This window comes from Enterovibrio nigricans DSM 22720 (assembly GCF_900167155.1).
Taxonomy (GTDB): Bacteria; Pseudomonadota; Gammaproteobacteria; order Enterobacterales; family Vibrionaceae; genus Enterovibrio; species Enterovibrio nigricans.
The window spans coordinates 17,308-38,264 of record NZ_FUXU01000042.1; the positions used below are offsets into that span (position 1 = coordinate 17,308).

Annotated in this window: 19 protein-coding genes and 1 pseudogene; 13 read left to right on the forward strand and 7 right to left on the reverse strand. The window is 48.3% G+C overall.

Translation table 11 applies throughout. The features are described 5' to 3' along the window. Nucleotides 1-429 precede the first annotated feature (429 nt). The 3 genes from cspE to B5D35_RS14475 all read right to left on the reverse strand — a co-directional run bounded on the left by cspE (nt 430) and on the right by B5D35_RS14475 (nt 3,381). Entirely contained in the window at nt 430-648 is a 219-nt protein-coding gene (gene cspE, locus B5D35_RS14465) for a transcription antiterminator/RNA stability regulator CspE (protein ID WP_078753262.1), read from the reverse strand. 447 nt (nt 649-1,095) lie between these two features. Continuing rightward, nucleotides 1,096-2,451, reverse strand: a complete 1,356-nt coding sequence (gene gorA, locus B5D35_RS14470) for a glutathione-disulfide reductase (RefSeq protein WP_078753263.1) — start codon at nt 2,449-2,451, stop codon at nt 1,096-1,098. A gap of 90 nt (nt 2,452-2,541) precedes the next feature. Continuing rightward, nucleotides 2,542-3,381, reverse strand: a complete 840-nt coding sequence (locus B5D35_RS14475) for a 23S rRNA (adenine(2030)-N(6))-methyltransferase RlmJ (protein WP_078753276.1) — start codon at nt 3,379-3,381, stop codon at nt 2,542-2,544. Nucleotides 3,382-3,563: 182 nt separating this feature from the next. Here B5D35_RS14475 and prlC point away from each other — a divergent pair, with 182 nt between their 5' ends. Next, entirely contained in the window at nt 3,564-5,606 is a 2,043-nt protein-coding gene (gene prlC, locus B5D35_RS14480) for an oligopeptidase A (protein ID WP_078753264.1), read from the forward strand. A gap of 65 nt (nt 5,607-5,671) precedes the next feature. Here the strand turns inward: prlC and gppA are convergent, their stop codons facing one another. Both gppA and rhlB read right to left on the reverse strand, forming a co-directional pair. Beyond that, nucleotides 5,672-7,156 (reverse strand): guanosine-5'-triphosphate,3'-diphosphate diphosphatase, encoded by a 1,485-nt coding sequence (gppA, locus tag B5D35_RS14485; protein ID WP_078753265.1) that lies wholly within the window; start codon nt 7,154-7,156, stop codon nt 5,672-5,674. Between the two features lie 21 nt (nt 7,157-7,177). Then, nucleotides 7,178-8,479, reverse strand: coding sequence for an ATP-dependent RNA helicase RhlB (gene rhlB / locus B5D35_RS14490; RefSeq protein ID WP_101210199.1), 1,302 nt, complete (start codon nt 8,477-8,479; stop codon nt 7,178-7,180). Nucleotides 8,480-8,592: 113 nt separating this feature from the next. On the opposite strand from rhlB, the gene trxA reads away from it, so the two are divergent. The 7 genes and pseudogenes from trxA to fre all read left to right on the forward strand — a co-directional run bounded on the left by trxA (nt 8,593) and on the right by fre (nt 14,564). Beyond that, nucleotides 8,593-8,919 carry a thioredoxin TrxA gene (gene trxA, locus B5D35_RS14495; RefSeq protein ID WP_078753266.1) on the forward strand — a complete coding sequence of 109 codons (327 nt, stop codon included), beginning with the start codon at nt 8,593-8,595 and terminating at the stop codon, nt 8,917-8,919. 186 nt (nt 8,920-9,105) lie between these two features. Beyond that, a complete protein-coding gene (rho, locus tag B5D35_RS14500) occupies nt 9,106-10,371 on the forward strand; it encodes a transcription termination factor Rho (RefSeq protein ID WP_198557038.1) in 1,266 nt (421 codons plus the stop codon). Nucleotides 10,372-10,603: 232 nt separating this feature from the next. Continuing rightward, nucleotides 10,604-11,602, forward strand: a complete 999-nt coding sequence (locus B5D35_RS14505; RefSeq protein ID WP_078753268.1) for a hypothetical protein — start codon at nt 10,604-10,606, stop codon at nt 11,600-11,602. 87 nt (nt 11,603-11,689) lie between these two features. Then, nucleotides 11,690-13,067 (forward strand): annotated as a pseudogene (gene ubiD / locus B5D35_RS14510) (4-hydroxy-3-polyprenylbenzoate decarboxylase); the annotation flags it as partial. A gap of 65 nt (nt 13,068-13,132) precedes the next feature. Next, a complete protein-coding gene (locus B5D35_RS25505; protein WP_425291239.1) occupies nt 13,133-13,573 on the forward strand; it encodes a UbiD family decarboxylase in 441 nt (146 codons plus the stop codon). Nucleotides 13,574-13,576: 3 nt separating this feature from the next. Further along, nucleotides 13,577-13,855, forward strand: coding sequence for a 2Fe-2S iron-sulfur cluster-binding protein (locus B5D35_RS14515; protein ID WP_078753278.1), 279 nt, complete (start codon nt 13,577-13,579; stop codon nt 13,853-13,855). Further along, nucleotides 13,845-14,564, forward strand: a complete 720-nt coding sequence (gene fre, locus B5D35_RS14520; protein ID WP_078753270.1) for an NAD(P)H-flavin reductase — start codon at nt 13,845-13,847, stop codon at nt 14,562-14,564. The genes B5D35_RS14515 and fre overlap by 11 nt, the downstream gene beginning before the upstream one ends. A gap of 56 nt (nt 14,565-14,620) precedes the next feature. Here the strand turns inward: fre and B5D35_RS14525 are convergent, their stop codons facing one another. Together B5D35_RS14525 and B5D35_RS14530 are read right to left on the reverse strand one after the other, a co-directional pair. After that, complete coding sequence (locus B5D35_RS14525) at nt 14,621-15,493, reverse strand: carboxylate/amino acid/amine transporter (RefSeq protein WP_078753271.1); 873 nt, start codon at nt 15,491-15,493, stop codon at nt 14,621-14,623. A gap of 104 nt (nt 15,494-15,597) precedes the next feature. Next, on the reverse strand, nt 15,598-16,023 hold the full coding sequence (locus tag B5D35_RS14530; RefSeq protein ID WP_078753272.1) for a universal stress protein: 426 nt from the start codon (nt 16,021-16,023) through the stop codon (nt 15,598-15,600). Between the two features lie 683 nt (nt 16,024-16,706). On the opposite strand from B5D35_RS14530, the gene uspB reads away from it, so the two are divergent. The 5 genes from uspB to B5D35_RS14555 all read left to right on the forward strand — a co-directional run bounded on the left by uspB (nt 16,707) and on the right by B5D35_RS14555 (nt 20,835). Further along, the gene (uspB, locus tag B5D35_RS14535) at nt 16,707-17,048 is read left to right on the forward strand and encodes a universal stress protein UspB (protein WP_078753279.1); all 342 of its coding nucleotides are present in this window, start codon (nt 16,707-16,709) and stop codon (nt 17,046-17,048) included. A gap of 137 nt (nt 17,049-17,185) precedes the next feature. Next, on the forward strand, nt 17,186-18,310 hold the full coding sequence (locus B5D35_RS14540) for a mechanosensitive ion channel family protein (protein ID WP_078753273.1): 1,125 nt from the start codon (nt 17,186-17,188) through the stop codon (nt 18,308-18,310). Between the two features lie 74 nt (nt 18,311-18,384). After that, the gene (locus B5D35_RS14545; RefSeq protein ID WP_078753274.1) at nt 18,385-19,569 is read left to right on the forward strand and encodes a BaiN/RdsA family NAD(P)/FAD-dependent oxidoreductase; all 1,185 of its coding nucleotides are present in this window, start codon (nt 18,385-18,387) and stop codon (nt 19,567-19,569) included. A gap of 281 nt (nt 19,570-19,850) precedes the next feature. Further along, complete coding sequence (locus B5D35_RS14550) at nt 19,851-20,507, forward strand: TnsA endonuclease N-terminal domain-containing protein (RefSeq protein WP_244556615.1); 657 nt, start codon at nt 19,851-19,853, stop codon at nt 20,505-20,507. Then, nucleotides 20,494-20,835 (forward strand): hypothetical protein, encoded by a 342-nt coding sequence (locus B5D35_RS14555; protein ID WP_244556616.1) that lies wholly within the window; start codon nt 20,494-20,496, stop codon nt 20,833-20,835. Before B5D35_RS14550 ends, B5D35_RS14555 begins: the two co-directional genes overlap by 14 nt. Nucleotides 20,836-20,957 lie beyond the last annotated feature (122 nt).

A 20,957-nucleotide genomic window follows, 5' to 3' on the forward strand; every position in this document is an offset into this window, starting at 1 on the left:
TTCGCAGAACGTGAAATTAAGGTCCATATTTTCAACGTTACCTTTAACTAAAACGTGTCGAGTTAAGACATCGCTATTTATCTGATGAACCGTTGAATTCCATGAATGCTTGTTCTTAAATAAATTGAAATTAATTATCATATAATTACCTTGTTTCTTGATTTTTATTTTGTTGGAACCAAAAACGTTTACGACCGTTAGAACGTGACATATATACCTCGGGATATTTAAACCAATAGATACAAATTCGAAATTAACGAATTACATATGGTTTGGTATTTGAATTTATTTATTATGATGTGATGAGAAAGTAGAGAAGGATGCTACAAATGTAGGGATGCTTGATGCTTTCAATAATAATAGATAAATGACTGGTAGAGATTACTGCGGCGTAAATTATACAGAGATAATTTACGCTACAATTCGAAATTAAAGCGCTACAACGTTTGCAGCTTGAGGGCCTTTTTGGCCTTGCTCAACTTCGAAAGAAACTTTTTGGCCTTCAGAAAGAGTTTTAAATCCTTCAGAAGCAATTGCACGGAAGTGTACAAACACATCAGCGCCACCATTGTCTTGAGAGATAAAGCCAAAACCTTTCTCTTCGTTAAACCATTTTACTAGACCAGTTGCTTTATTTGAATTAGACATTATGTGTCCCTTATATAAAATTAAATTAATCGCGATTAATATGCGATGCGCTGAAAGCTGGAATTATTTAATGTTTTGATTAAGCTAAGGGAAACACTGAGGATTGCAACAATTACGAAGATATTCTGAGGGTTTTACTTTTACTATATTTTTTCATTTAATAACTCTGAACAACAGAGCGACGCCATTATTGAGCGAAATAATGGTTATGTAAAGCCATTTTTTGAATTAAATTAAGAGATTGATATAAGCTTATGAATTTAATGGGTTTTTATTGGTTTGTTTTTTGGGGGTGAGGAGAAGATATGGCGCCTTTCTTCTTTTGTACATATGCAAAAAAGGCCTGCTAATTGCAGACCTACTTTTCGTGTCTATTTGACGTTGAATTTTCAAAATCGGTGTCTTCGCGCTCCGTTACAATCTAATCGGTGCGCAAAGGAACGACCGTTATCTCATCGTCACGAATTCCTCAGAACCCGTAGGGTGTATCGCAACTACGCTGTCAAAATCCGCTTTGGTTGCGCCCATTTTCATTGCAACACCGAAGCCTTGGATCATTTCATCAACGGCAAAGCCGATGCCGTGTAGACCAACGACGGTTTCTTCTTCACCTGCGCACACCAGCTTCATCTTACATGGCTGACGGTGTTGGGTAACAGCTGTGTACATTGCTGTGAAACCGGATGTGTAAACCTTCACGTTATCTTCGCCGTATTGCGCCTTCGCTTCTTGTTCCGTCAAGCCAATGGTGCCGATTGGTGGGTGGCTGAACACCACTGTTGGGATCAGTGTATAGTCCATCTTCGCGGTAGTTTTACCATTGAACAGGCGCTCTGACAGTTGACGACCAGCCTTAACCGCAACAGGTGTCAGCTCAACACCACCTTCCATGATGTCACCGACACAGTAAACCCCAGGCACATTAGTGTTCTGGTATTCATCCACCTTGATGTAGCCGCGATCGTTCGTCTCAACGCCGGCTGCCGCTAAGTTGATTTTGTCAGTGGTTGGGTGACGGCCGATTGCCCAGATCAGCACATCGGTGTTGTGGCTTGCGCCGCTTTCAAAATGCAGTGTCAGCGTGCCGTCGGCTTCTTTCACCACTTCTTTTGGCACAGAGTAGTTGTGCAGGCTTGGGCCTTCTTTTGCCATTACTTCAACCAGCGTATCGACAATCATTGGGTCGAAGGTGCGAAGCGGGGTTTCTTTACGCACGAACAGGTGCGTATCGGTACCTAGCGCATTCAATACACCTGCAATCTCCACCGCGATGTAACCTGCACCCACAACGGCAACACGTTTTGGCTGCTCGTTTAGTTCGAAGAAGCCGTTCGAATCAATGCCGTGCTCTGCACCTGGAATATTCGGAATAGTAGGCGCGCCGCCGACGGCGATCAGTATGTTGTCGGCGGTGTACTGCTCTCCATCTACTTCTACGGTTTTCGCATCAACAAAGGTTCCGAAGCCTTCAATTACTTCGATGTTGTTCTTGCCCAGTACATTCTCATACGCGGTGTGGATGCGACCGATGTAGGCTTCACGGTTTTCAACCAATTTCGCCCAGTCAAAGTTGTTCAACGTGGTATTAAAGCCGTAATCAGGGCCATACATTTTGATTGCCTCTGCAATCTGAGCGCCGTGCCACATGACTTTCTTTGGCACACAGCCAACGTTGACACACGTGCCGCCGAGGTGGCGCGCTTCAATTAACGCGACCTTCGCACCGTACATAGACGCACGGTTTGCTGAGGCAATACCGCCGCTACCGCCGCCGATACAAATATAATCAAAATGCTTGGCCATGATTTTCTCCATGTTTTTTAATTTTTATTCCCGTTGAGCGGGGATACGTTAGCATCCCCACATAGTATCAGACCTTTATTCGTCTGCCTCTTATTCAGGCACAACCCACTCGACAAGGTGGTGACCGGTATTCGGTGCGATCACTGACTGCAGCCATGGCAGGACTTTCTTCATCTGTTGCTCTAGCTTCCAAGGTGGGTTGATAACAATCATGCCGGAAGCCGTCATGCCACGCTCTTCGCTATCTGGTGCGACGCCTAATTCAATCTGAAGAATTTTTCGCACCCCAAGTTTTTCCAAACCTTTGGTGATCAAATCAACGTTCTTACGGTAAACGACCGGATACCAGATTGCATACGTACCCGTTTCCCAGCGCGCGATGCTTTCTTCAATCGCATCCACCACGTCTTGGTATTCGTGTTTTAGTTCATACGGAGGGTCAATCAACACCACGCCACGACGTTCTTTGGGTGGGAGACTGGCTTTCAGGCGCGCGTAGCCGTCTTCTTTGTGCATTTTCACCTGACGGTCACCGCGAAACTCTTGCAGTAGCAACGGAAAATCACTTGGGTGAAGTTCGGTGAAAATGGCGCGGTCTTGATCTCGCAACAGATTGCGGCCCACGCGTGGAGATCCAGGGTAGTAGCGCAGCGCGTCACCTTGATTCAGTGATTTGATCGTGTTGACGTAGGGGGCGATTTCTTCTGGAATATCGTCTCGCTCCCAAATCAGACCGATGCCTTCTTTGTATTCGCCGGTTTTCTCCGCGCGTTCATCTGACAAATCATAACGACCTGCACCGCTGTGGGTGTCGTGGTATACAAACGCTTTATCCTTTTGCTTTAGCGATTCAATGATAAGGCTTTGCACGATGTGTTTAACCACATCCGCATGGTTGCCAGCGTGAAAGCTGTGGCGATAACTGAGCATGGTGAGACCTGCAGAAAAACATTTAAAAAAGTAGTGAGCATTATCGCTTATTGAGAGGAGATCCCCAAGCAACGTGAACGTAAGTTGTTTCGGCTTGGTTAGCGATATTGATGGCTGAGCATTGAAAACGTGCCAATATGCCGCCATAAATACAAAGTCTGAGAAATTTAAAGGAACTGACAATGTCCAACCCGCTGTTAACGTTTACTGATTTGCCTCCTTTTTCTGAAATCAAACCGGAGCACGTTCAGCCTGCGGTTGAGCAGGCGATTGCGGATTGCCGTACGGCGATTGAAGCTGTGCTTGAAAACAATACAGATCCGAGCTGGGACAGCATTTGTGCGCCGCTGGCAGACAGTGACGATCGCTTGAGTCGCATTTGGTCGCCAATCGGCCACATGAACGCAGTGTTGAACAGCAAAGCGCTGCGCGAAGCTTATGAAGCGTGTCTGCCGATGCTGTCTGATTACTCGACATGGGTTGGTCAACATAAGCCGCTTTATGATGCGTATAAAGCAATCAAAGCGCGTGATGATTTCCACCTGCTAACACTGGCACAACAAAAGACCATCACAGACTCGCTACGTGACTTTGAATTATCAGGCATTGGTTTGGCGCCAAAAGAGCAGCATCGTTTTGGTGAGATCAGCAAGCGCCTGTCGGAGCTATCCTCAAATTTCTCTAACAACGTACTGGATGCCACCATGGGGTGGAGCAAACTCATTTCTGATGTTGCTGACTTGGCAGGTATGCCAGAGTCAGCATTGGCTGCGGCACAAGCGCAAGCAGAAGATAAAGAGCAGAATGGCTATCTGCTGACATTGGATATTCCGTCTTACCTGCCAGTGATGACTTACTGTGATAACCGCGAACTTCGCCGTGAAATGTACGAAGCGTATACCACGCGTGCATCCGACCGCGGTCCAAATGCGGGCACGTGGGATAATACTGACCTCATCAATGAAACCCTGCTACTGAAAAATGAAATAGCCCGTTTACTGGGTTTTGCTACATACAGTGAATTGTCATTGGCGACCAAGATGGCGACATCTACCGAGCAGGTGATGACCTTCCTGAACGAGATGGCGGAAAAAGCGCGCCCGCAAGGCGAAAAAGAGTTTGCTGCACTCAAGCAGTTTGCGAAAGACAACTTCAATGTTGAAGAACTTGAACCTTGGGATGTAGGCTACTACGCCGAGAAGCTCAAGCAACACCAGTTCAGCATTTCGGATGAAGAGCTGCGTCCTTATTTCCCAGAAGATCGTGCGGTGTCAGGCTTGTTTGAAGTGCTCAAACGCGTATTTGGCATGGATGTAAAACGCCGTGAAGGTGTGGATGTTTGGCATGAGTCTGTGTCGTTCTATGACATTTTTGATGCAAACGGTGAGCTGCGTGGCAGCTTCTACCTTGATTTGTACGCGAGGGAACACAAACGTGGTGGTGCGTGGATGGATGAGTGTCGAGTACGTCGTGTAACCGACTCTGGCGAGGTGCAAGCACCGGTCGCGTACTTGACCTGTAACTTCAACAAGCCTGTGGGTGGTAAGCCTGCACTGTTTACTCACGATGAAGTGGTCACTCTTTTCCATGAGTTTGGTCACGGTATTCATCACATGCTGACCAAAGTTGATATCTCGTCGGTATCGGGCATCAACGGTGTGCCTTGGGATGCGGTTGAACTGCCAAGTCAGTTCATGGAAAACTGGTGCTGGCAGGAAGAAGCGCTAGCGTTTATCTCCGGCCACTACGAAACGGGCGAACCTTTACCAAAAGACATGCTGGACAAGATGCTGGCAGCGAAAAACTACAATTCAGCCATGGGCATGTTGCGTCAGTTGGAATTCAGCATGTTTGATTTCACCCTGTTCACGCGCTTTGACCCAGAAGAGGGCGCAAAGGTGTTGGAAACATTGGCCGATGTAAAAAGCCGTGTGGCGGTTGTTTCCTCTCCAGAATGGAACCGTTTCCCGCATTCGTTTAGCCATATTTTTGCGGGTGGCTACAGCGCGGGCTACTACAGCTACCTGTGGGCGGAAGTGCTGTCTTCGGATGCGTTCAGTCGCTTTGAAGAAGAAGGTATCTTTAACACTGAGACAGGTAAGTCATTCCTAGAGAATATTCTTGAGCGTGGCGGCAGTGAAGAGCCTATGGAACTGTTCAAACGCTTCCGTGGCCGTGAACCATCACCGGATGCATTGCTACGCCATAGTGGGATTGGCATCTAAGCCTTATACGTCACACAAAAAAAGCACGCCTTGGCGTGCTTTTTTTGTGTTCACTGAAAGCGGACTCACGCTTGGATTGTCAGCGGCCAGTAGTTGTCGCTTTGACGCTGCTCTTCGAGTGTCAGCTCGTTGGTCATTAAAGCATTGCCTTCCAACCAGCCTTTTTCCAAGTTCAATGTCAGTACGTCGTCTTTTGCATCCAATTGGAATGTCGGAATAGCCTCTTTCTCTCGGCGATGACAGAGAATAACCGACAATCGCAACAGACGCAGAAGACGGTTAGCACTTGTCGACGACAAGGCATTTTGCCCGCTGATCGGCACCAGTTGTTCGCGATAGTGGCGTACCATTTCTGCCAGTAACTGTTTCTGCGCCAGCGTGAAGCCGGGAAGATCGAGATGGTTCAGCAAGTAAGCGGCATGTTCACCGTCGCGTTTGAAGCCTAGCGTAATGCCTATTTCGTGAAAGGCTGCCGCCGCCGCTAAAAGTGTAGGTGCGACGGGCTCTTTCACCCAACCATCACCGCATTGCGCAAGCAAAGACAATGCGGTTTGTGCCACATTGTCAGCATGCGTTGTGTCGAGCTGAAAGCGCGACTGTATGCTTAGAATGGTACGCTGACGAATATCCTGCTGCTGCATTGTATCCATCATGCCATACACCAAGCCTTCGCGCAGTGCACCGCCAGCCAAGGTCATGGATTCTATGCCTAGTTCTTCAAAGATAGCGATCAGAATAGAGAGACCACTTGGAAACACTAGTGCACGCTCAAGTGTCAGGCCGTCGATATCAAGCTCTTCCACCTGACCAAAGCCAATGGCTTGTTTGCGAAGACGATGGAGTTTCGCCAAGGTGATGGTTTCATCCATGCCTTGAGTGACCATGATCTCCTGCAGCGCCTGCACTGTCCCACTGGCACCCACACACATTTCCCAGCCTAACTCCCGATACTGTTTGATCATCGGTGCGAGTACTGCTTTTGCGCCGTTGACTGCACGTTGAAAGCTAGCGTCTGTGAGTGATCGGTCTTTGAAGTGTTTTTCCAGCCAGGTAACGCAACCCATATCAAGGCTGGTCAAAGCTGCAGCGTCAAAGCCTTTACCGATGATGATTTCGGTACTGGCTCCACCAATATCCACTACCAGACGTTTACCTTTTCCACCGGATGTATGCGCCACGCCTTGATAAATGGTGCAGGCCTCCTGCTCACCCGTAATGACGGTGATGGGGTGACCTAAAATCTGATTGGCGTTCGCGATAAAAACATCGGCGTTCTTAGCGCTGCGCAGTGCTGCTGTTGCGACAATACGGATATTGCTAGAAGGAATGTCTTGAAGCCTTTCGGCAAAAAGAGACAGACAGTCCCATCCACGCTGCATGGCGTCATGAGACAGCATTAGGTTATCGTCTAAGCCGGAAGCGAGACGAACTTTACGTTTTATCTTTGCCAGCGTTTGTACGCTGCCCTGAACCTCTCGAACAACCAACATGTGGAAGCTGTTCGAGCCGAGGTCAATGGCAGCGAACAGGGGCGAACGCGCGTTATCCATGCTTGGTTACCCCTGATTGTATTACGCTTTTGGTGTCGATGGGCGACGGCGACCACGGCCACGTGGTTGAGAGCCTGACGTTTTCCCTGTCGTGTTACGGCGATTGTTTACCTGACGAGGACGCTGAACCTTGATAGGTGCAGGTAGGTCAGTCATCAGTGCGTCTTGGTTGTATTCTGACATCGGGATCGCGTGAGCAATGTACTCTTCGATCGCTGGCAGGTTTACCGCATACTCTTCACAGGCAAAACTGATGGATGAGCCGCTTGCGCCAGCACGACCAGTACGGCCGATACGGTGTACATAGTCTTCGCAATCGTCAGGCAGGTCGTAGTTGAATACGTGCGTCACCTGAGGAATGTGTAGGCCACGGGCTGCAACGTCAGTTGCCACTAAGACATCGACGTTACCTTTGGTGAACTCTTCCAGAATCTTCACACGCTTCTTCTGAGGCACGTCACCCGTCAGTAGACCCGCACGAATGTCATCGGCAGCCAGATGGCCCCAAATCTCTTCACAGCGGTGTTTGGTGTTTGCGAATACAATTGCACGCTCAGGCCATTCTTCTTCAATCAAGGTTTGAAGCAGTTGCATCTTGTCGGTGTTCGATGGGTAGAACAGCTCTTCTTTGATGCGGTGACCGGTTTTTTGCTCTGGTTCGACAACCACGTGCTCTGGGTTGGTCATGTGTTCGAATGCCAACTCTTGAACGCGGTAAGACAGCGTGGCAGAAAACAGCATATTGAGACGATCAGCAGGCGCAGGCATGCGACGGAACAAAAAGCGAATGTCTTTGATAAAGCCCAGGTCGAACATACGATCGGCTTCATCGAGAACAACAACTTGGATTGAACGCAGATTGATCACGCGTTGTTTGTAGAAGTCGATAATGCGACCGCAGGTGCCGATAAGAATATCAACGCCGTTGTCCAGCACTTCTTTTTGCTTTTCGTAAGCTTCACCACCGTAAGCAAGGCCTGCGGTCAGTGAGGTTGAGGCTAGCAACGGAGCAGCGTCATTGTAGATCTGGATCGCAAGTTCGCGTGTTGGTGCCATGATGATGGCACGCGGACAGTTTGTCTTGCGGTCAGCAGGTGCTTCCGTTGTCAGCAGATGATGGAAAGTAGCAGTCAGGAATGCCAGTGTTTTACCGGTACCCGTTTGGGCCTGTCCTGCAATGTCTTGGCCGGTGAGCAGGACCGGCAATGCCAAGGCTTGGATAGGGGTACAATTATGAAACCCTTTTTCTTCCAAACCCTTGATAACATCGGCGTGAAGTCCGAAGTCGGCAAATTTCTGCTCTGTGAGATGCGTCATTTTCATCTGCATAGAATATCAGCTTAGGCTTGCAATACGATAGTGAATACATTCAAATAGTGCGATGATTTGCTGGTTGGTATATCACCAGTGACAAAAAATAATCATTGGAGTGAAAGATGAGCGACAAGATTTTGCAGCTGACCGACGCCAGCTTCGACGCAGATGTAATTAATGCCGCAGGCCCTGTACTGGTAGATTTCTGGGCAGAGTGGTGTGGTCCATGTAAAATGATCGCCCCGATTCTTGACGAAATCGCTGAAGAATACGAAGGCAAAGTCACTATCGGTAAACTGAATATCGACCAAAACGCAGGTACACCACCTAAATTTGGTATTCGCGGTATTCCAACACTGCTGCTTTTCAAAGACGGCGGTGTGGCAGCAACCAAGGTTGGTGCTCTGTCTAAGACTCAACTGAAAGAGTTCCTGGACGCAAACCTGTAATGTGATCGATAAGCCGTGTACTACCTCTGACACGGCTTATTTGTTCCTACCAACTAGACACATTCCCGATCTAGTGCTAATTTATTGCACGTAAATTGTTCATCTGTTCATTTCTTGATCGCATCCGTGATTACTACATTCTAACTAAATCAGATCTCAACTTTGACTGACAAGACACCTACCACTATGAATCTTACCGAACTGAAGAATCAGGCCGTTTCCGAGCTGGTCGCTTTGGGCGAAAGCATGGGCCTTGAAAACCTTGCCCGCCTCCGTAAACAAGACATTATTTTTGCAATCCTTAAGCAACACGCGAAAGGTGGCGAAGACATCTTTGGGAACGGTGTGCTGGAAATTCTTCAGGACGGCTTCGGCTTCCTGCGCAGCGCAGACAGCTCTTACCTTGCAGGCCCTGACGATATTTACGTATCGCCGAGCCAAATCCGTCGCTTCAACCTGCGCACGGGTGACACCATTTCAGGCAAAATTCGTCCACCGAAAGACGGTGAGCGTTACTTCGCACTGTTGAAAGTGAATGAAGTTAACCACGACAAACCTGATAATGCCCGTAACAAAATCCTGTTTGAAAACCTGACGCCTTTGCATGCAAACGAGCGCATGGTGATGGAGCGTGGTAACGGTTCAACCGAAGACATCACGGCACGTGTACTGGATTTGGCTTCGCCAATTGGTAAAGGTCAACGTGGTCTGATTGTGGCTCCGCCAAAAGCGGGTAAAACCATACTGCTACAGAATATTGCTCAAAGCATTGCCCACAACCACCCTGAGTGTGAGTTGATGGTACTTCTGATTGACGAACGTCCAGAAGAAGTGACCGAGATGCAACGTCTGGTTAAGGGCGAAGTAATTGCATCGACGTTCGATGAGCCAGCAAGCCGTCACGTTCAGGTTGCTGAAATGGTAATCGAAAAGGCGAAGCGTCTGGTTGAACACAAAAAAGACGTGGTAATCCTGCTGGATTCTATTACACGTCTGGCACGTGCTTATAACACTGTGGTGCCTAGCTCAGGTAAAGTTCTGACGGGTGGTGTGGATGCGAATGCACTACATCGTCCTAAGCGCTTCTTCGGTGCAGCACGTAACGTCGAGGAAGGCGGTAGCCTGACCATCATCGCGACAGCACTGGTTGATACCGGTTCTAAGATGGATGAAGTTATCTACGAAGAGTTTAAAGGTACAGGTAACATGGAACTGCACCTGTCTCGTAAGATTGCCGAGAAGCGTGTCTTCCCTGCGATTGACTTCACTCGTTCTGGTACCCGTCGTGAAGAGCTTCTGACCAAGCCTGATGAGCTACAGAGAATGTGGATCCTACGCAAAATTGTTCACCCAATGGGCGAAGCAGAAGCGATGGAATTCCTGCTTGATAAGCTTGCGATGACCAAGACCAACAATGAGTTCTTTGAAGCAATGCGTCGTCAGAAATCATAACGACACACTTCAAGAGACAAAAAGCACCGTAAAAACGGTGCTTTTTTCATATTTGTAGATAGAACAAAACCACGTGTGATGTCTCTTATGGCGGAATGTAAGATAACGCCTTAGAAAGTTGTAACATCTGCTAACGATTCTGTTAGTTGCTAAAGGGACACGTGCGCCGCAAAATTATGGCTTACAGTAACACCGTTGGCTCAAAGGGACGAGCTGACTTAGGATTTCTAGGATGAAACGGTTTCTGGTTACACTCATGTTGGTGGGTGTCGGTATTGTCAGTGCTACGGCGAATGCGATTACCTTGACGCCAAACGACGTTGCCGCACATATGGCTGAGCCTGGTCATGTGTCTATTGTTTTGCATGCCAGACAGCTTTTTGATGACAACAAGTTAGCGCCACTCAAGGCTTACCTTTCCTCGCAGCCAGAGCTACTTCAAGAAGAAATTCTGACCATATTGTCGCGCAGAGCATTCGATTTTTCGCGGATGACGTCAGAGCGGGAAGCGTTTTTAACCACCATTAGTCAGCAACAGCCCAAGTATATGGTGAGAAGCCAAGGAGATGGATTCTGGGCCACCATGCCTGCGTTTAATTACGCGGGGGAAGCAAAGTGGGTGCTGAACCATTGGCAAATTCACCAATTGCAGGCACAAGCTCTACAACTGCTGGCTGCTGATCAATTGTCGCTTGCCAGTTGGCTAGCATTTTCCTCTCCCGATTACCCATTGCATCGTCAGGCCGTTCTTGATGCGATTCCCAGTATGGAGCCTGCTGCGCTGACAAAGCTTGAAACAGTGTATCTCAATGATAAAAACATGGTTTGGGTACCTGATAACGCCATTTTGGCGGCGTTAATTGAACACACTCAAAGTGAGGTGCTGTACCAGCTTTTGTGGCTGCGGCGAACAGATTCTTACAGTCTCAATGCTTTGCTAAAATTAAGTTCCCCGCCAGTGACGCCAGCAGCGATAACGCAGATGATGGCCGCGACGAGTAACCCAGTATTGACGAACTCCGCAAACCGACAACTGGCGCAGTTGCACCCCATGCCAGAGACGGTGAAGGCGTTTATGCTTAAGCAGCTAGGCAACCGTAGTATCGGTAATGACGTAGCGGTTATGCTGGCACAGCATGGCCATAAAGTGTGGCTGACTGAATTGGCGAAAACCACATCGGGTGTAACGCGAAGAAATATTGAAAAAGGACTCAAGACCCTGACCCAGTAAGCGTGATAGCCTCATTGTATTGAGGCTTTCGTGTATTTTCGCACGTATAGGGCACCCATTCAGCCGAACAATCTACTCAGGAAGGTTATGAAATTTACTGATCTGCGAGTATTCCTCGATCATTTGGAATCCATTGGCGAATTAAAGCGCATCTCTCACCCGGTCGACCCTGACCAAGAAATCACTGAAATTGCTGACCGAGTGCTTCGTGCGGGTGGGCCTGCCTTGTTGTTTGAAAACCCTGTGGGGTATGACATTCCCGTATTGGCAAACCTGTTCGGCACGCCGAAACGTGTGGCGATCGGCATGGGACGAGCTGAGGTTAAAGAGCTGCGTGAAGTGGGCAAGTTACTGGCCTACCTCAAAGAGCCCGAGCCGCCAAAAGGCTTCAAAGATGCATTAGAAAAATTACCGGTGTTTCGTCAAGTGCTGAATATGCCTGCAAAAAGGTTACGCAAGGCGCCGTGTCAGGAGATTATCTGGCACGGGGACGAAGTGGATTTGGATAAGATCCCAGTGATGAGTTGTTGGCCTGGCGATGTTGCACCGCTGCTGACGTGGGGGCTGACCATTACCCGAGGGCCAACCAAAAAACGCCAAAATTTAGGTATCTATCGCCAGCAGAAAATAGGCAAAAACAAAGTCATTATGCGTTGGTTGGCGCACCGTGGCGGCGCTCTGGACTTGCGTGATTGGATGGAAACCCACCCGGGCGAGCGTTTTCCCGTGTCGGTGGCCTTTGGTGCTGATCCCGCGACCATTCTTGGTGCTGTGACGCCAGTGCCCGATACGTTGTCTGAATATGCGTTCGCGGGATTGCTTCGCGGCAGCAAAACCGAAGTGGTGAAAAGTATCAGCAATGACTTGGACGTGCCAGCCAGTGCGGAAATCGTGATGGAAGGCTACATCGACCCAAACGAGTTTGCCGAGGAAGGGCCGTACGGCGACCACACGGGTTATTACAACGAAGTTGAACGCCACCATGTATTCACAGTGACACATGTCACCATGCGTCAAAAGCCGATTTATCACAGCACCTACACGGGGCGTCCACCCGATGAACCGGCAGTTCTAGGTGTGGCATTGAACGAAGTATTTGTCCCCATATTGCAAAAGCAGTTCCCTGAAATTGAAGACTTCTACCTGCCACCCGAAGGCTGTTCATACCGTATGGCGGTTGTGACCATGAAAAAACAGTATCCGGGTCATGCCAAGCGCGTAATGATGGGGGTGTGGTCTTTCTTGCGACAATTCATGTACACCAAATATGTGGTGGTGTGTGACCATGATGTGAATGCCCGTGATTGGCAGAGTGTGATACAGGCCATGACAACCCATATGGATCCCAAACGCGATACGCTATTCATTGAGCATACGCCAATAGATTCGCTGGACTTTGCATCACCGGTTGCAGGTCTGGGTTCTAAGATGGGCCTTGATGCGACGAGAAAATGGGAGGCAGAGAACGTTGGTTATGCATTCTCAACGCTTCGTGCAGCACAGACTGACGTGATAGACGCCTGCGTGAGTGTGCTGAAACAGGCTTACCCTGAGTTAGTGGATGTTCACTTACCAACCGAAGCGAATGCTAACAGCATGGTATTGGCGAGTATCCGCAAGCGAGCTGCAGGCGATGGCACTCGCATTATCAAAGCAATATGGGACGCGTTTGAACAACATGTGGATTTGAAATTTGTCATGGTGTTCGACGAAGAAGATGTGAAGCTGCGCGATTGGCACGATGTAATTTGGGCGATTACAACCCGAATGGATCCGGCTCGTGATACCCTTGTGCGCGGCAACGCCGTTGACGACCTAGAGTCGCTTGTCGCTGCTGTGGGGTCTAAAATGGGACTGGATGCCACGAATAAATGGCCGGGTGAGTCGACACGAGAGTGGGGCACGCCCATCAGCAAAGATCCCGCTATCGTTGCAAAAGTCGACGATATGTGGAGTAAACTGGGTTTATAAATGATGTTTCGGGTACATCTAATGCCATCAGGCACAGCGTTTGATGTGTCGGCGCACCAAACTGTTTTACAGGGTGCGCTGGCGGCAGATGTCCCTTTTCCTAACCGATGTCAGATCGGGGCATGTGCGTCCTGTTTATGCAGGTTGATTGAAGGTGATGTACGTTATCACTTAGAGCCAATGCTCACGGAGCAAGAAAAAGAACAAGGCTGGATATTTGCCTGTCAGGCGATTCCATGCAGCGATCTGGTGGTTAGTTTTGAGGAAAGCGATGACTATTAATTGTGAAGTCTTGTCAGTGTCACCACTGGCTAACAATACCTACCGAATTTTACTGAAGCCTGAACTGCCTGTTGAATACAAAGCAGGTCAGTATCTTTTGGCTGTGATGGGCGAGAAAGACAAACGTCCTTTCTCTATCGCCAGCAGCCCTTGTCGCCAGAATGGCCACGAGCTTGAGCTTCACATCGGTGCGGCGGAAGAGAATGCGTATGCGTCGGAAGTCGTAAAAGCGGCGAAGGGAACCCTAGAGAAAGGCGACAATTCATTTTTAATTGAAGCCCCCCATGGTAATGCCTGGCTGCGTGATGAGCGTCAGCGTCCGTTGGTATTGATTGCTGGCGGTACCGGCTTTTCTTATGTACGCAGTATGCTGGACCACTGTTTGAGCCAAGGTTTTACCCAGCTAATCTTCCTGTACTGGGGAGGCCGTGATTTGAGCCAGCTTTATGCAAACGAAGAAATGGAAGCATTAGCGCTGAAGAACAGTCAGCTGACATACATTCCGGTTGTTGAAAGCGTGTCAGAAGGTTGGAATGGCAAAGTGGGCAATGTGCTGGAGGCGGTGATGGAAGATTTCGTATCTTTGTCAGCGTACGACATTTACATGGCGGGTCGTTTTGAAATGGCGGGCGCGGCACGAGAGATGTTTTGTAATGAGCGTGGTGCAGAGCGTGACCACCTTTTTGCAGATGCGTACGCGTTTCTATAGCGTTTCAATGATAAATAAAACACCGCCGATTGGCGGTGTTTTTGTTTGTGCAAACCTTACGCTGTTTGCGCCTCGATTTTCTTTTTCACCCAGGTTTCGTTGACCCAAAGGGATGCCAAAATCACCGCCCCTCCCATCGCCAGCGTGGCAAGATCTGCGCTGCGGTTCCAAATCAATACGTTCACGACAATGCCCGCAGGCACAAGCACGTTATTCATTACCGCCAATGCGCCTGTGTTGACGAGCGTTGCTCCTTTGTTCCAAAGGAAATAACCCAACCCGGACGCAATCGTACCCAGATAGATCAATATGCCCCATTGTAAATGGGTGGTCGGTAGCTTGTCTGGGTTGCCTAACAGGAGAAAAGCAGGCACAGCTACACACAAGGCACCCAAATAGAACAGCCCGAAAATGGTGTGCTGTGGTATCGATTTATCTGTACGCTCCATCACAACTTTGTAACTGACCTGACCGATTGCGAAACAGAGGTTTGCACCCTGAACAATTAAAAAACCCAGCATAAAATTCGGATTGACCGACGCAAACTTGATCACCACGGCGCCGAGAACGGCCAATGCGGCCGTCATGAGATACCAAGGCGAAAAGCGACGGTTCATTAGGTCGTAGGTTAGGGTAACGTAGACTGGGGTAAAGACGGTGAACAGCAGCACTTCTGGCACGGACAGATAGAGGAAAGACTGGTAGTAAAAGCAGTACATCAGTCCAAGCTGAATGCCGCCGATGGCCATCAGTTTGAGCATCAGTGGTCGTGGGATGCCTTTTAAGCGCAGAAACGGCAAGAAAACCACACCTGCCAATGCAACACGGGTGACAACAGAAAACCAGGAATCGACTTGCCCAGCAAGGTAAACACCTATCAGGCTGAACGAGAATGCCCAAAGAAAGGTGACGAACGAAAGATAGCCCATCTTGAATCTCTAAAAACCACAAAATTGCCGCCAAGTTTACTGCATTTGGCGGCAACGTGTCGCTATCGTCTCTCTGGACGGAGGAGCTTGCTAATATCCTGCGATCAACTTGGCAGCGGCACCATCAACATATCGACAGGGGTCTTGTTGATAAGTTGCTTAGCGGAAGAAATCAGGGTGCTCCAAAAATCTTGGTGGTGCCCACAAATCACCAAATCGATACCAAAATGGCCAATGGACTCTGTGATTTCATCGGCCAGATCGCCACTGGCGACCAGCGTGTGCGTCACTGGTGTGGTGCTAAGTTTTGCTAGTCTGTTCAGCTGCCCCTGTGCTTCTTCGACGATTTGATTCCGCGTTTCGACCATATTGATATCGATGAGGCCTGTGTAGAGTTGCGCGTAATTCACATCGATATGGATCAGTGAGAGCTTTGCGCCGAGAGGACCTGCCAGCGCGGCCCCTTTTTGAATCAGTTTTTCGCTGTCAGCAGACAAATCAACAGCGACAAGAATGTGTTTATAGCCCATGACCAAACTCCCTAAAATGCTCGGCGTGGATTAGACGAAGATACCGAGAAAGATGAGAAAAAAGTAGCATTGTCTCCGTATCAAGACTGTCGAGCAGATCTCACTGCTGACGCGCATTTTGAGATGCATACGTCGATCGTTAAGATTTGTTGGTATTATTGTTAATGTTTGGTGGTTGTATTTTCTAGGGGATTGATAAGGCAGGGAAGATCCTAAGGCTGAAAATCACAATGCTGATGAATTGAGCGCATCGATCTACTTGGCGTTTTTCTCATCAATTCTATACTTACTGTGTAAAGCTTCTCAATTTGGTAACCGCTGTTACCCCTTCGAGGGGGAGTGTTTCTTTATTGCATGCGTGATTTGCCTGAGTGAGACAAGGTATGCAATTCATTTCTGAGAAAAGCAATGAATTGGCACACATTACCTTTGCGCTTGGGAGGTAAGCTAGGTGTAGTTTCCTGCAAAGTAAATAACACAACCAAAGAAGAAAAACGCCTTAAGAGGGCGCAAAGGCACACAGTAATTGGTGGGGACCACGGAATGCCCTGTTATTCAGAGATAAAGGTTTGGCTGAGAATGCCAAAGCGGCATCTACTTCTGTATTGGACGGCCCAGAAAGAGATGACAGCAAAGTTCACTCATCGCTGGGTTCCCCATCGGCAACTATGGGAGAAGAGACCATGAGCGGAGACGCGTTAATTATTGCGATATTTTTTGTCATGCTGGTGAATATCTTGCGCTATATGAGTTCACTGAGAACACTGCTTTGTATGATGCGAGAGGCTAACCCTTTGCTGTATCAGCAGGTCAATCGCGGCAGCAATAATTTCTTTTCGCCCCAAGGCGACATTAGCCGGCAAAAGCGTTTGTTTCATTACATTCGCAGTCAAGAGTACATGCACCATCACGACGAAGCCTTTATCGCGAAATGCAATAAAGTCCGCCACCTATTCATTCTATCGATCGCCTTGGTTATCGCCTTGGTTGTTTCCCTCTTTTTTGTGGCGTTTGCTGGACTGTGATGTTGGGTAAAGGAATTATTGCCGGACAGCGATAGACTTTTTTGTAGGCAATCCTATTTTTCAAAAACGCTGGCTTTGGTCAGCGTTTTTTTTGTTACTCTGACGCTGAAAAATGAAATCGTAAGTAAGGGGATTATGTGGACAAGTTTCTCGCTTGGTGGCACAGCAGTTCACCGGACCTGAATTGGAACTGGATTGAGCATATTGGTTTGCTGCTCGGTGCTGCCGCTGTGGCTTGGGTGGTGTGGCGTGTTATCATCACAAAGTTACTCAATATTGCTCAGACAACCAGAACAGAGTGGGACACAATCTTACTAACGGCCGTGAGCTCCCCAATCAGCGTATTGATTTGGTTATGGCCATCGAGTTATGCCATCGACAGCTTGGTCGAAGCTGTGACGAAAGTGACCACTGACTGGTTTGTGGTGTCACGTCGCGTGCTGGTTTTTGCTGTCGTGCTTTGGGTGATGCTTCGTTTGGTCAATGGTATTGAAGCCTACTTGATGAAGTCTGACAAACGTGATCAGACAACGGTGGCAGCCATGGGGCACATTATGCGTCTGATGCTGGCGGTCATTGGCTTACTGACGGCAATGCAAGAATTTGGTATCAGCCTAACGGGGTTGCTCACCTTTGGTGGTGTGGGTGGTTTGGTTGTCGGCTTGGCGGCGAAAGACCTGCTCTCAAACTTCTTTGGTGGGTTGATGATTTATTTTGACCGTCCGTTCAAAGTCGGGGATTGGATAAGCTCGCCTGACAGAAACATTGAAGGCACGGTTGAACGTATTGGTATGCGCATGACCATGATCCGTACCTTCGAAAGTCGGCCTTTGTATGTTCCGAACTCAGTGTTCAGCAGCATTGTTGTATTGAACCCTTCTCGAATGCAGCATCGCCGAATCAACGAAACTATCGGCCTTCGTTATAAAGATGCGGATAAAATGGCGATCATCGTTTCTGATGTGAAAAGCATGCTGGAAAAGCACCCTGATATTGAGCACAGTGCGACATTGATGGTGAACTTCGATGCGTTTGCAGGCTCCTCGCTTAATTTCTTTATTTATACTTTTACCAAAACCGTGAATTGGGCGAGATACCACGAGGTGAAGCAGGATGTGATGCTGAAAATTGTCGACATTGTGCATTCACACGGTGCCGATTTTGCTTTCCCGACACGCACCATTACCTTTGAGCGAGATGATGCGATTGAAGCGGCGATCCCGGTTTCAACCGACGCGGAATTTTCAGGGAATAAAAACTAAACAGGTTTCATATTGGTTCAAAACCTGTCGGGCGGCTACAATGCCGCCCGTTTTCGATGTCGTGAGTTAGAAAAATGAAGCAAGTAGATGTAGTGATCATTGGTGCTGGTGCCGCAGGTCTGATGTGCGCAGCGCAAGCGGGCAAGCGTGGCCGCTCAGTGCTGGTGGTCGACAATGGCAAAAAGCCGGGACGCAAAATCCTGATCTCCGGTGGTGGCCGCTGCAACTTCACTAACTACGACGTGACCGCCGCAAACTATGTATGTCGCAACGCACACTTCGCTAAATCGGCATTGGCGCAATACAGCCAATGGGATTTCTTTTCGATGGTCAATGAATACGGTATTACGTGGGAAGAGCGCGACCACGGCCAGTTATTTTGCATTGATTCCGCGAAAGACATCGTCGACATGCTGTTGAAAGAATGCGACCTCCCGAACGTCGAGCAGCGTTACCGCTGTGATGTGCATGACATTGAGAAAGCGGCGAATGGCTTTACCCTGAAACTGGATACTGACACCGTTTCGTGTCAGTCGCTGGTCGTGGCGACGGGCGGTTTGTCTATGCCGAAGTTGGGTGCAACACCGTTTGGCTATCAGATTGCTGAACAATTTGGTTTGGCGCGCGTACCAACCACCGCTGGCTTGGTCCCGTTTACCTTACATGACAAGGACAAAACCGCGTTTGCTGACTTGTCGGGCATTGCGATCCCTGTGACCATTACCACCGAAAGTGGCGTGCTGTTTAAAGAAAACCTGCTGTTTACCCACCGCGGGCTGTCTGGCCCAGTGGTGCTGCAAATCAGCTCATACTGGAAGCCAGGGGAAAAAGTCTCGGTGAACTTGTTACCCGATTTGGATGTTGTCGACACGCTAAATACCATGCGTGAAAAACATCCGCTACAAAGTCTGAAAAACAGCCTTGCCCGTTTGCTGCCAAAACGTTTGGTGGAAGCCATGATGGAACGTGGTGACATGCAGGATAAACCGCTCAAACAGCTTAACCCGAAAGACATTCAAGCTCTGGCTGATTACCTACACAGCTGGAACATCGCACCGAACGGCACTGAAGGTTACCGCACCGCGGAAGTAACGCTCGGCGGTGTGGATACCGACGAGTTGTCATCGAAAACCATGGAAGCGAAAAACGTGTCGGGCTTGTATTTTGTAGGTGAAGTGATGGACGTGTCTGGCTGGCTTGGCGGCTATAACTTCCAGTGGGCGTGGAGCTCGGGTTGGGTCGCAGGACAAAATGTGTAAATCTGTGTAGTGACAATAAAGTTTGCCCGTAAGAGCATTTTGAGACAATAAAGTTCGCCCGTAAGAATTAAACTGTCTAACTTAACGTGGTGAATTTTATTGGGTTCAGTGTGGGACGTGGCAGAAAACTTAAGTCGCTGGAAGACTACCAGCGAGCCCTCAAGGGCAAGTATGGTATAGGAGAAGGTTCCTCATATAAGCCCTGGTTGAGGATTCAAGACGTCAAGTCTAAAGGTAAACGTTCATTAATCTATGGTAGGAAGACTCAAAGAGACCACCATATGATGTCTTCAATAGAAAGCGAGCACTTCTACCTAGCTGAATTTTCGAATTCTGTTCTTGATATCCGAGAACAATTCCCCCTACTGCCTCTTAATTTCACACAGAAAATTGCGAAAGTCTTGGGTATAGAGCACCCCAAACATCCCGAAACGAAAGAGCCCATTATTATGACAACGGATCAATTGCTCACGATAGACTCCCCTCAAGGCAAGATATATCACGCAGTTTCTGTGAAGCCAGAAGAAGACTCAGGCAATCGACGTGTGCTAGAAAAAGTAGATATCGAGCGAGTATGTTGGGAGCTGCTTGGCGTTAAGTTCAGCTATTTTACAGGCAATGAAATAACTCGTGTTCAAAGCGACAACCTTCGTTGGGCGACGTCCCCATTTCGTGAAAGTCCAATGACTTTTACTTGCGAACAGATTAACCATGCTCTTGTTGAAGCGGCAGTAGGACAGTTTTTTATTGAGGACCTGTGTAATCGGCTAATTTCCCTGCAGATTACTTCTAATGAAGACGCCTTGTTGTTAATTCGTTACCTCATAGCAGAGAAGCTAATCGATGTGGATTTATCGATGAATATTCCTGAGTCTGGCCTGATTGATATTAAGTTTGTAACCGGAAATCGTGAGGGGCTTTTATATGGATCTTCCTAGGAATAGCGTTTGGGCTATCAAAAATTCCAGCTTAATCGATGATGGTCAATATCGTCTGTTAGACATCATGGAGGATGTTGAGTCCGTCATTCTCTATCCGCTTTTGAATACGTCAACATCGGTAAGGCCCGCGGCGGTTTCATTGGAAGGGTTTCTTGAACTTGTTTTGAGATGCAAAGCCAAGAAATCAAAATATGAGTTACCAGCCTACCTTCTGGCCGATGAAGAAAGCATCCCTGAGGATCATATTGTACGTCGAGATAAAAACTACAACCTTATCAAAGGTATGGTAAGACCCCGCTTCTCTAGACACTCAATAGCTATATAATTGAACAAACTATGAGGTGTTGCTATGAGCGGAAAACGCTATCCAGAAGAATTCAAAATTCAAGCCGTCCAGCAAGTGGCTTTGTTGCTTAAATCGATGGAACTAAATCTAGAAGCTACGAT

Coding starts and splice junctions, on each gene's coding strand:
- gorA (WP_078753263.1), bottom strand. CDS start 2,451: ATGGCCAAGCATTTTGATTATATTTGTATCGGCGGCGGTAGCGGCGGT.
- prlC (WP_078753264.1), top strand. CDS start 3,564: ATGTCCAACCCGCTGTTAACGTTTACTGATTTGCCTCCTTTTTCTGAA.
- B5D35_RS14555 (WP_244556616.1), top strand. CDS start 20,494: ATGGATCTTCCTAGGAATAGCGTTTGGGCTATCAAAAATTCCAGCTTA.
- B5D35_RS14505 (WP_078753268.1), top strand. CDS start 10,604: ATGAAACGGTTTCTGGTTACACTCATGTTGGTGGGTGTCGGTATTGTC.
- fre (WP_078753270.1), top strand. CDS start 13,845: ATGACTATTAATTGTGAAGTCTTGTCAGTGTCACCACTGGCTAACAAT.
- uspB (WP_078753279.1), top strand. CDS start 16,707: ATGAGCGGAGACGCGTTAATTATTGCGATATTTTTTGTCATGCTGGTG.
- B5D35_RS14475 (WP_078753276.1), bottom strand. CDS start 3,381: ATGCTCAGTTATCGCCACAGCTTTCACGCTGGCAACCATGCGGATGTG.
- B5D35_RS14515 (WP_078753278.1), top strand. CDS start 13,577: ATGTTTCGGGTACATCTAATGCCATCAGGCACAGCGTTTGATGTGTCG.
- rhlB (WP_101210199.1), bottom strand. CDS start 8,479: ATGAAAATGACGCATCTCACAGAGCAGAAATTTGCCGACTTCGGACTT.
- rho (WP_198557038.1), top strand. CDS start 9,106: ATGAATCTTACCGAACTGAAGAATCAGGCCGTTTCCGAGCTGGTCGCT.
- gppA (WP_078753265.1), bottom strand. CDS start 7,156: ATGGATAACGCGCGTTCGCCCCTGTTCGCTGCCATTGACCTCGGCTCG.
- trxA (WP_078753266.1), top strand. CDS start 8,593: ATGAGCGACAAGATTTTGCAGCTGACCGACGCCAGCTTCGACGCAGAT.
- B5D35_RS14550 (WP_244556615.1), top strand. CDS start 19,851: ATGATGTCTTCAATAGAAAGCGAGCACTTCTACCTAGCTGAATTTTCG.
- B5D35_RS14545 (WP_078753274.1), top strand. CDS start 18,385: ATGAAGCAAGTAGATGTAGTGATCATTGGTGCTGGTGCCGCAGGTCTG.
- cspE (WP_078753262.1), bottom strand. CDS start 648: ATGTCTAATTCAAATAAAGCAACTGGTCTAGTAAAATGGTTTAACGAA.
- B5D35_RS14530 (WP_078753272.1), bottom strand. CDS start 16,023: ATGGGCTATAAACACATTCTTGTCGCTGTTGATTTGTCTGCTGACAGC.
- B5D35_RS14525 (WP_078753271.1), bottom strand. CDS start 15,493: ATGGGCTATCTTTCGTTCGTCACCTTTCTTTGGGCATTCTCGTTCAGC.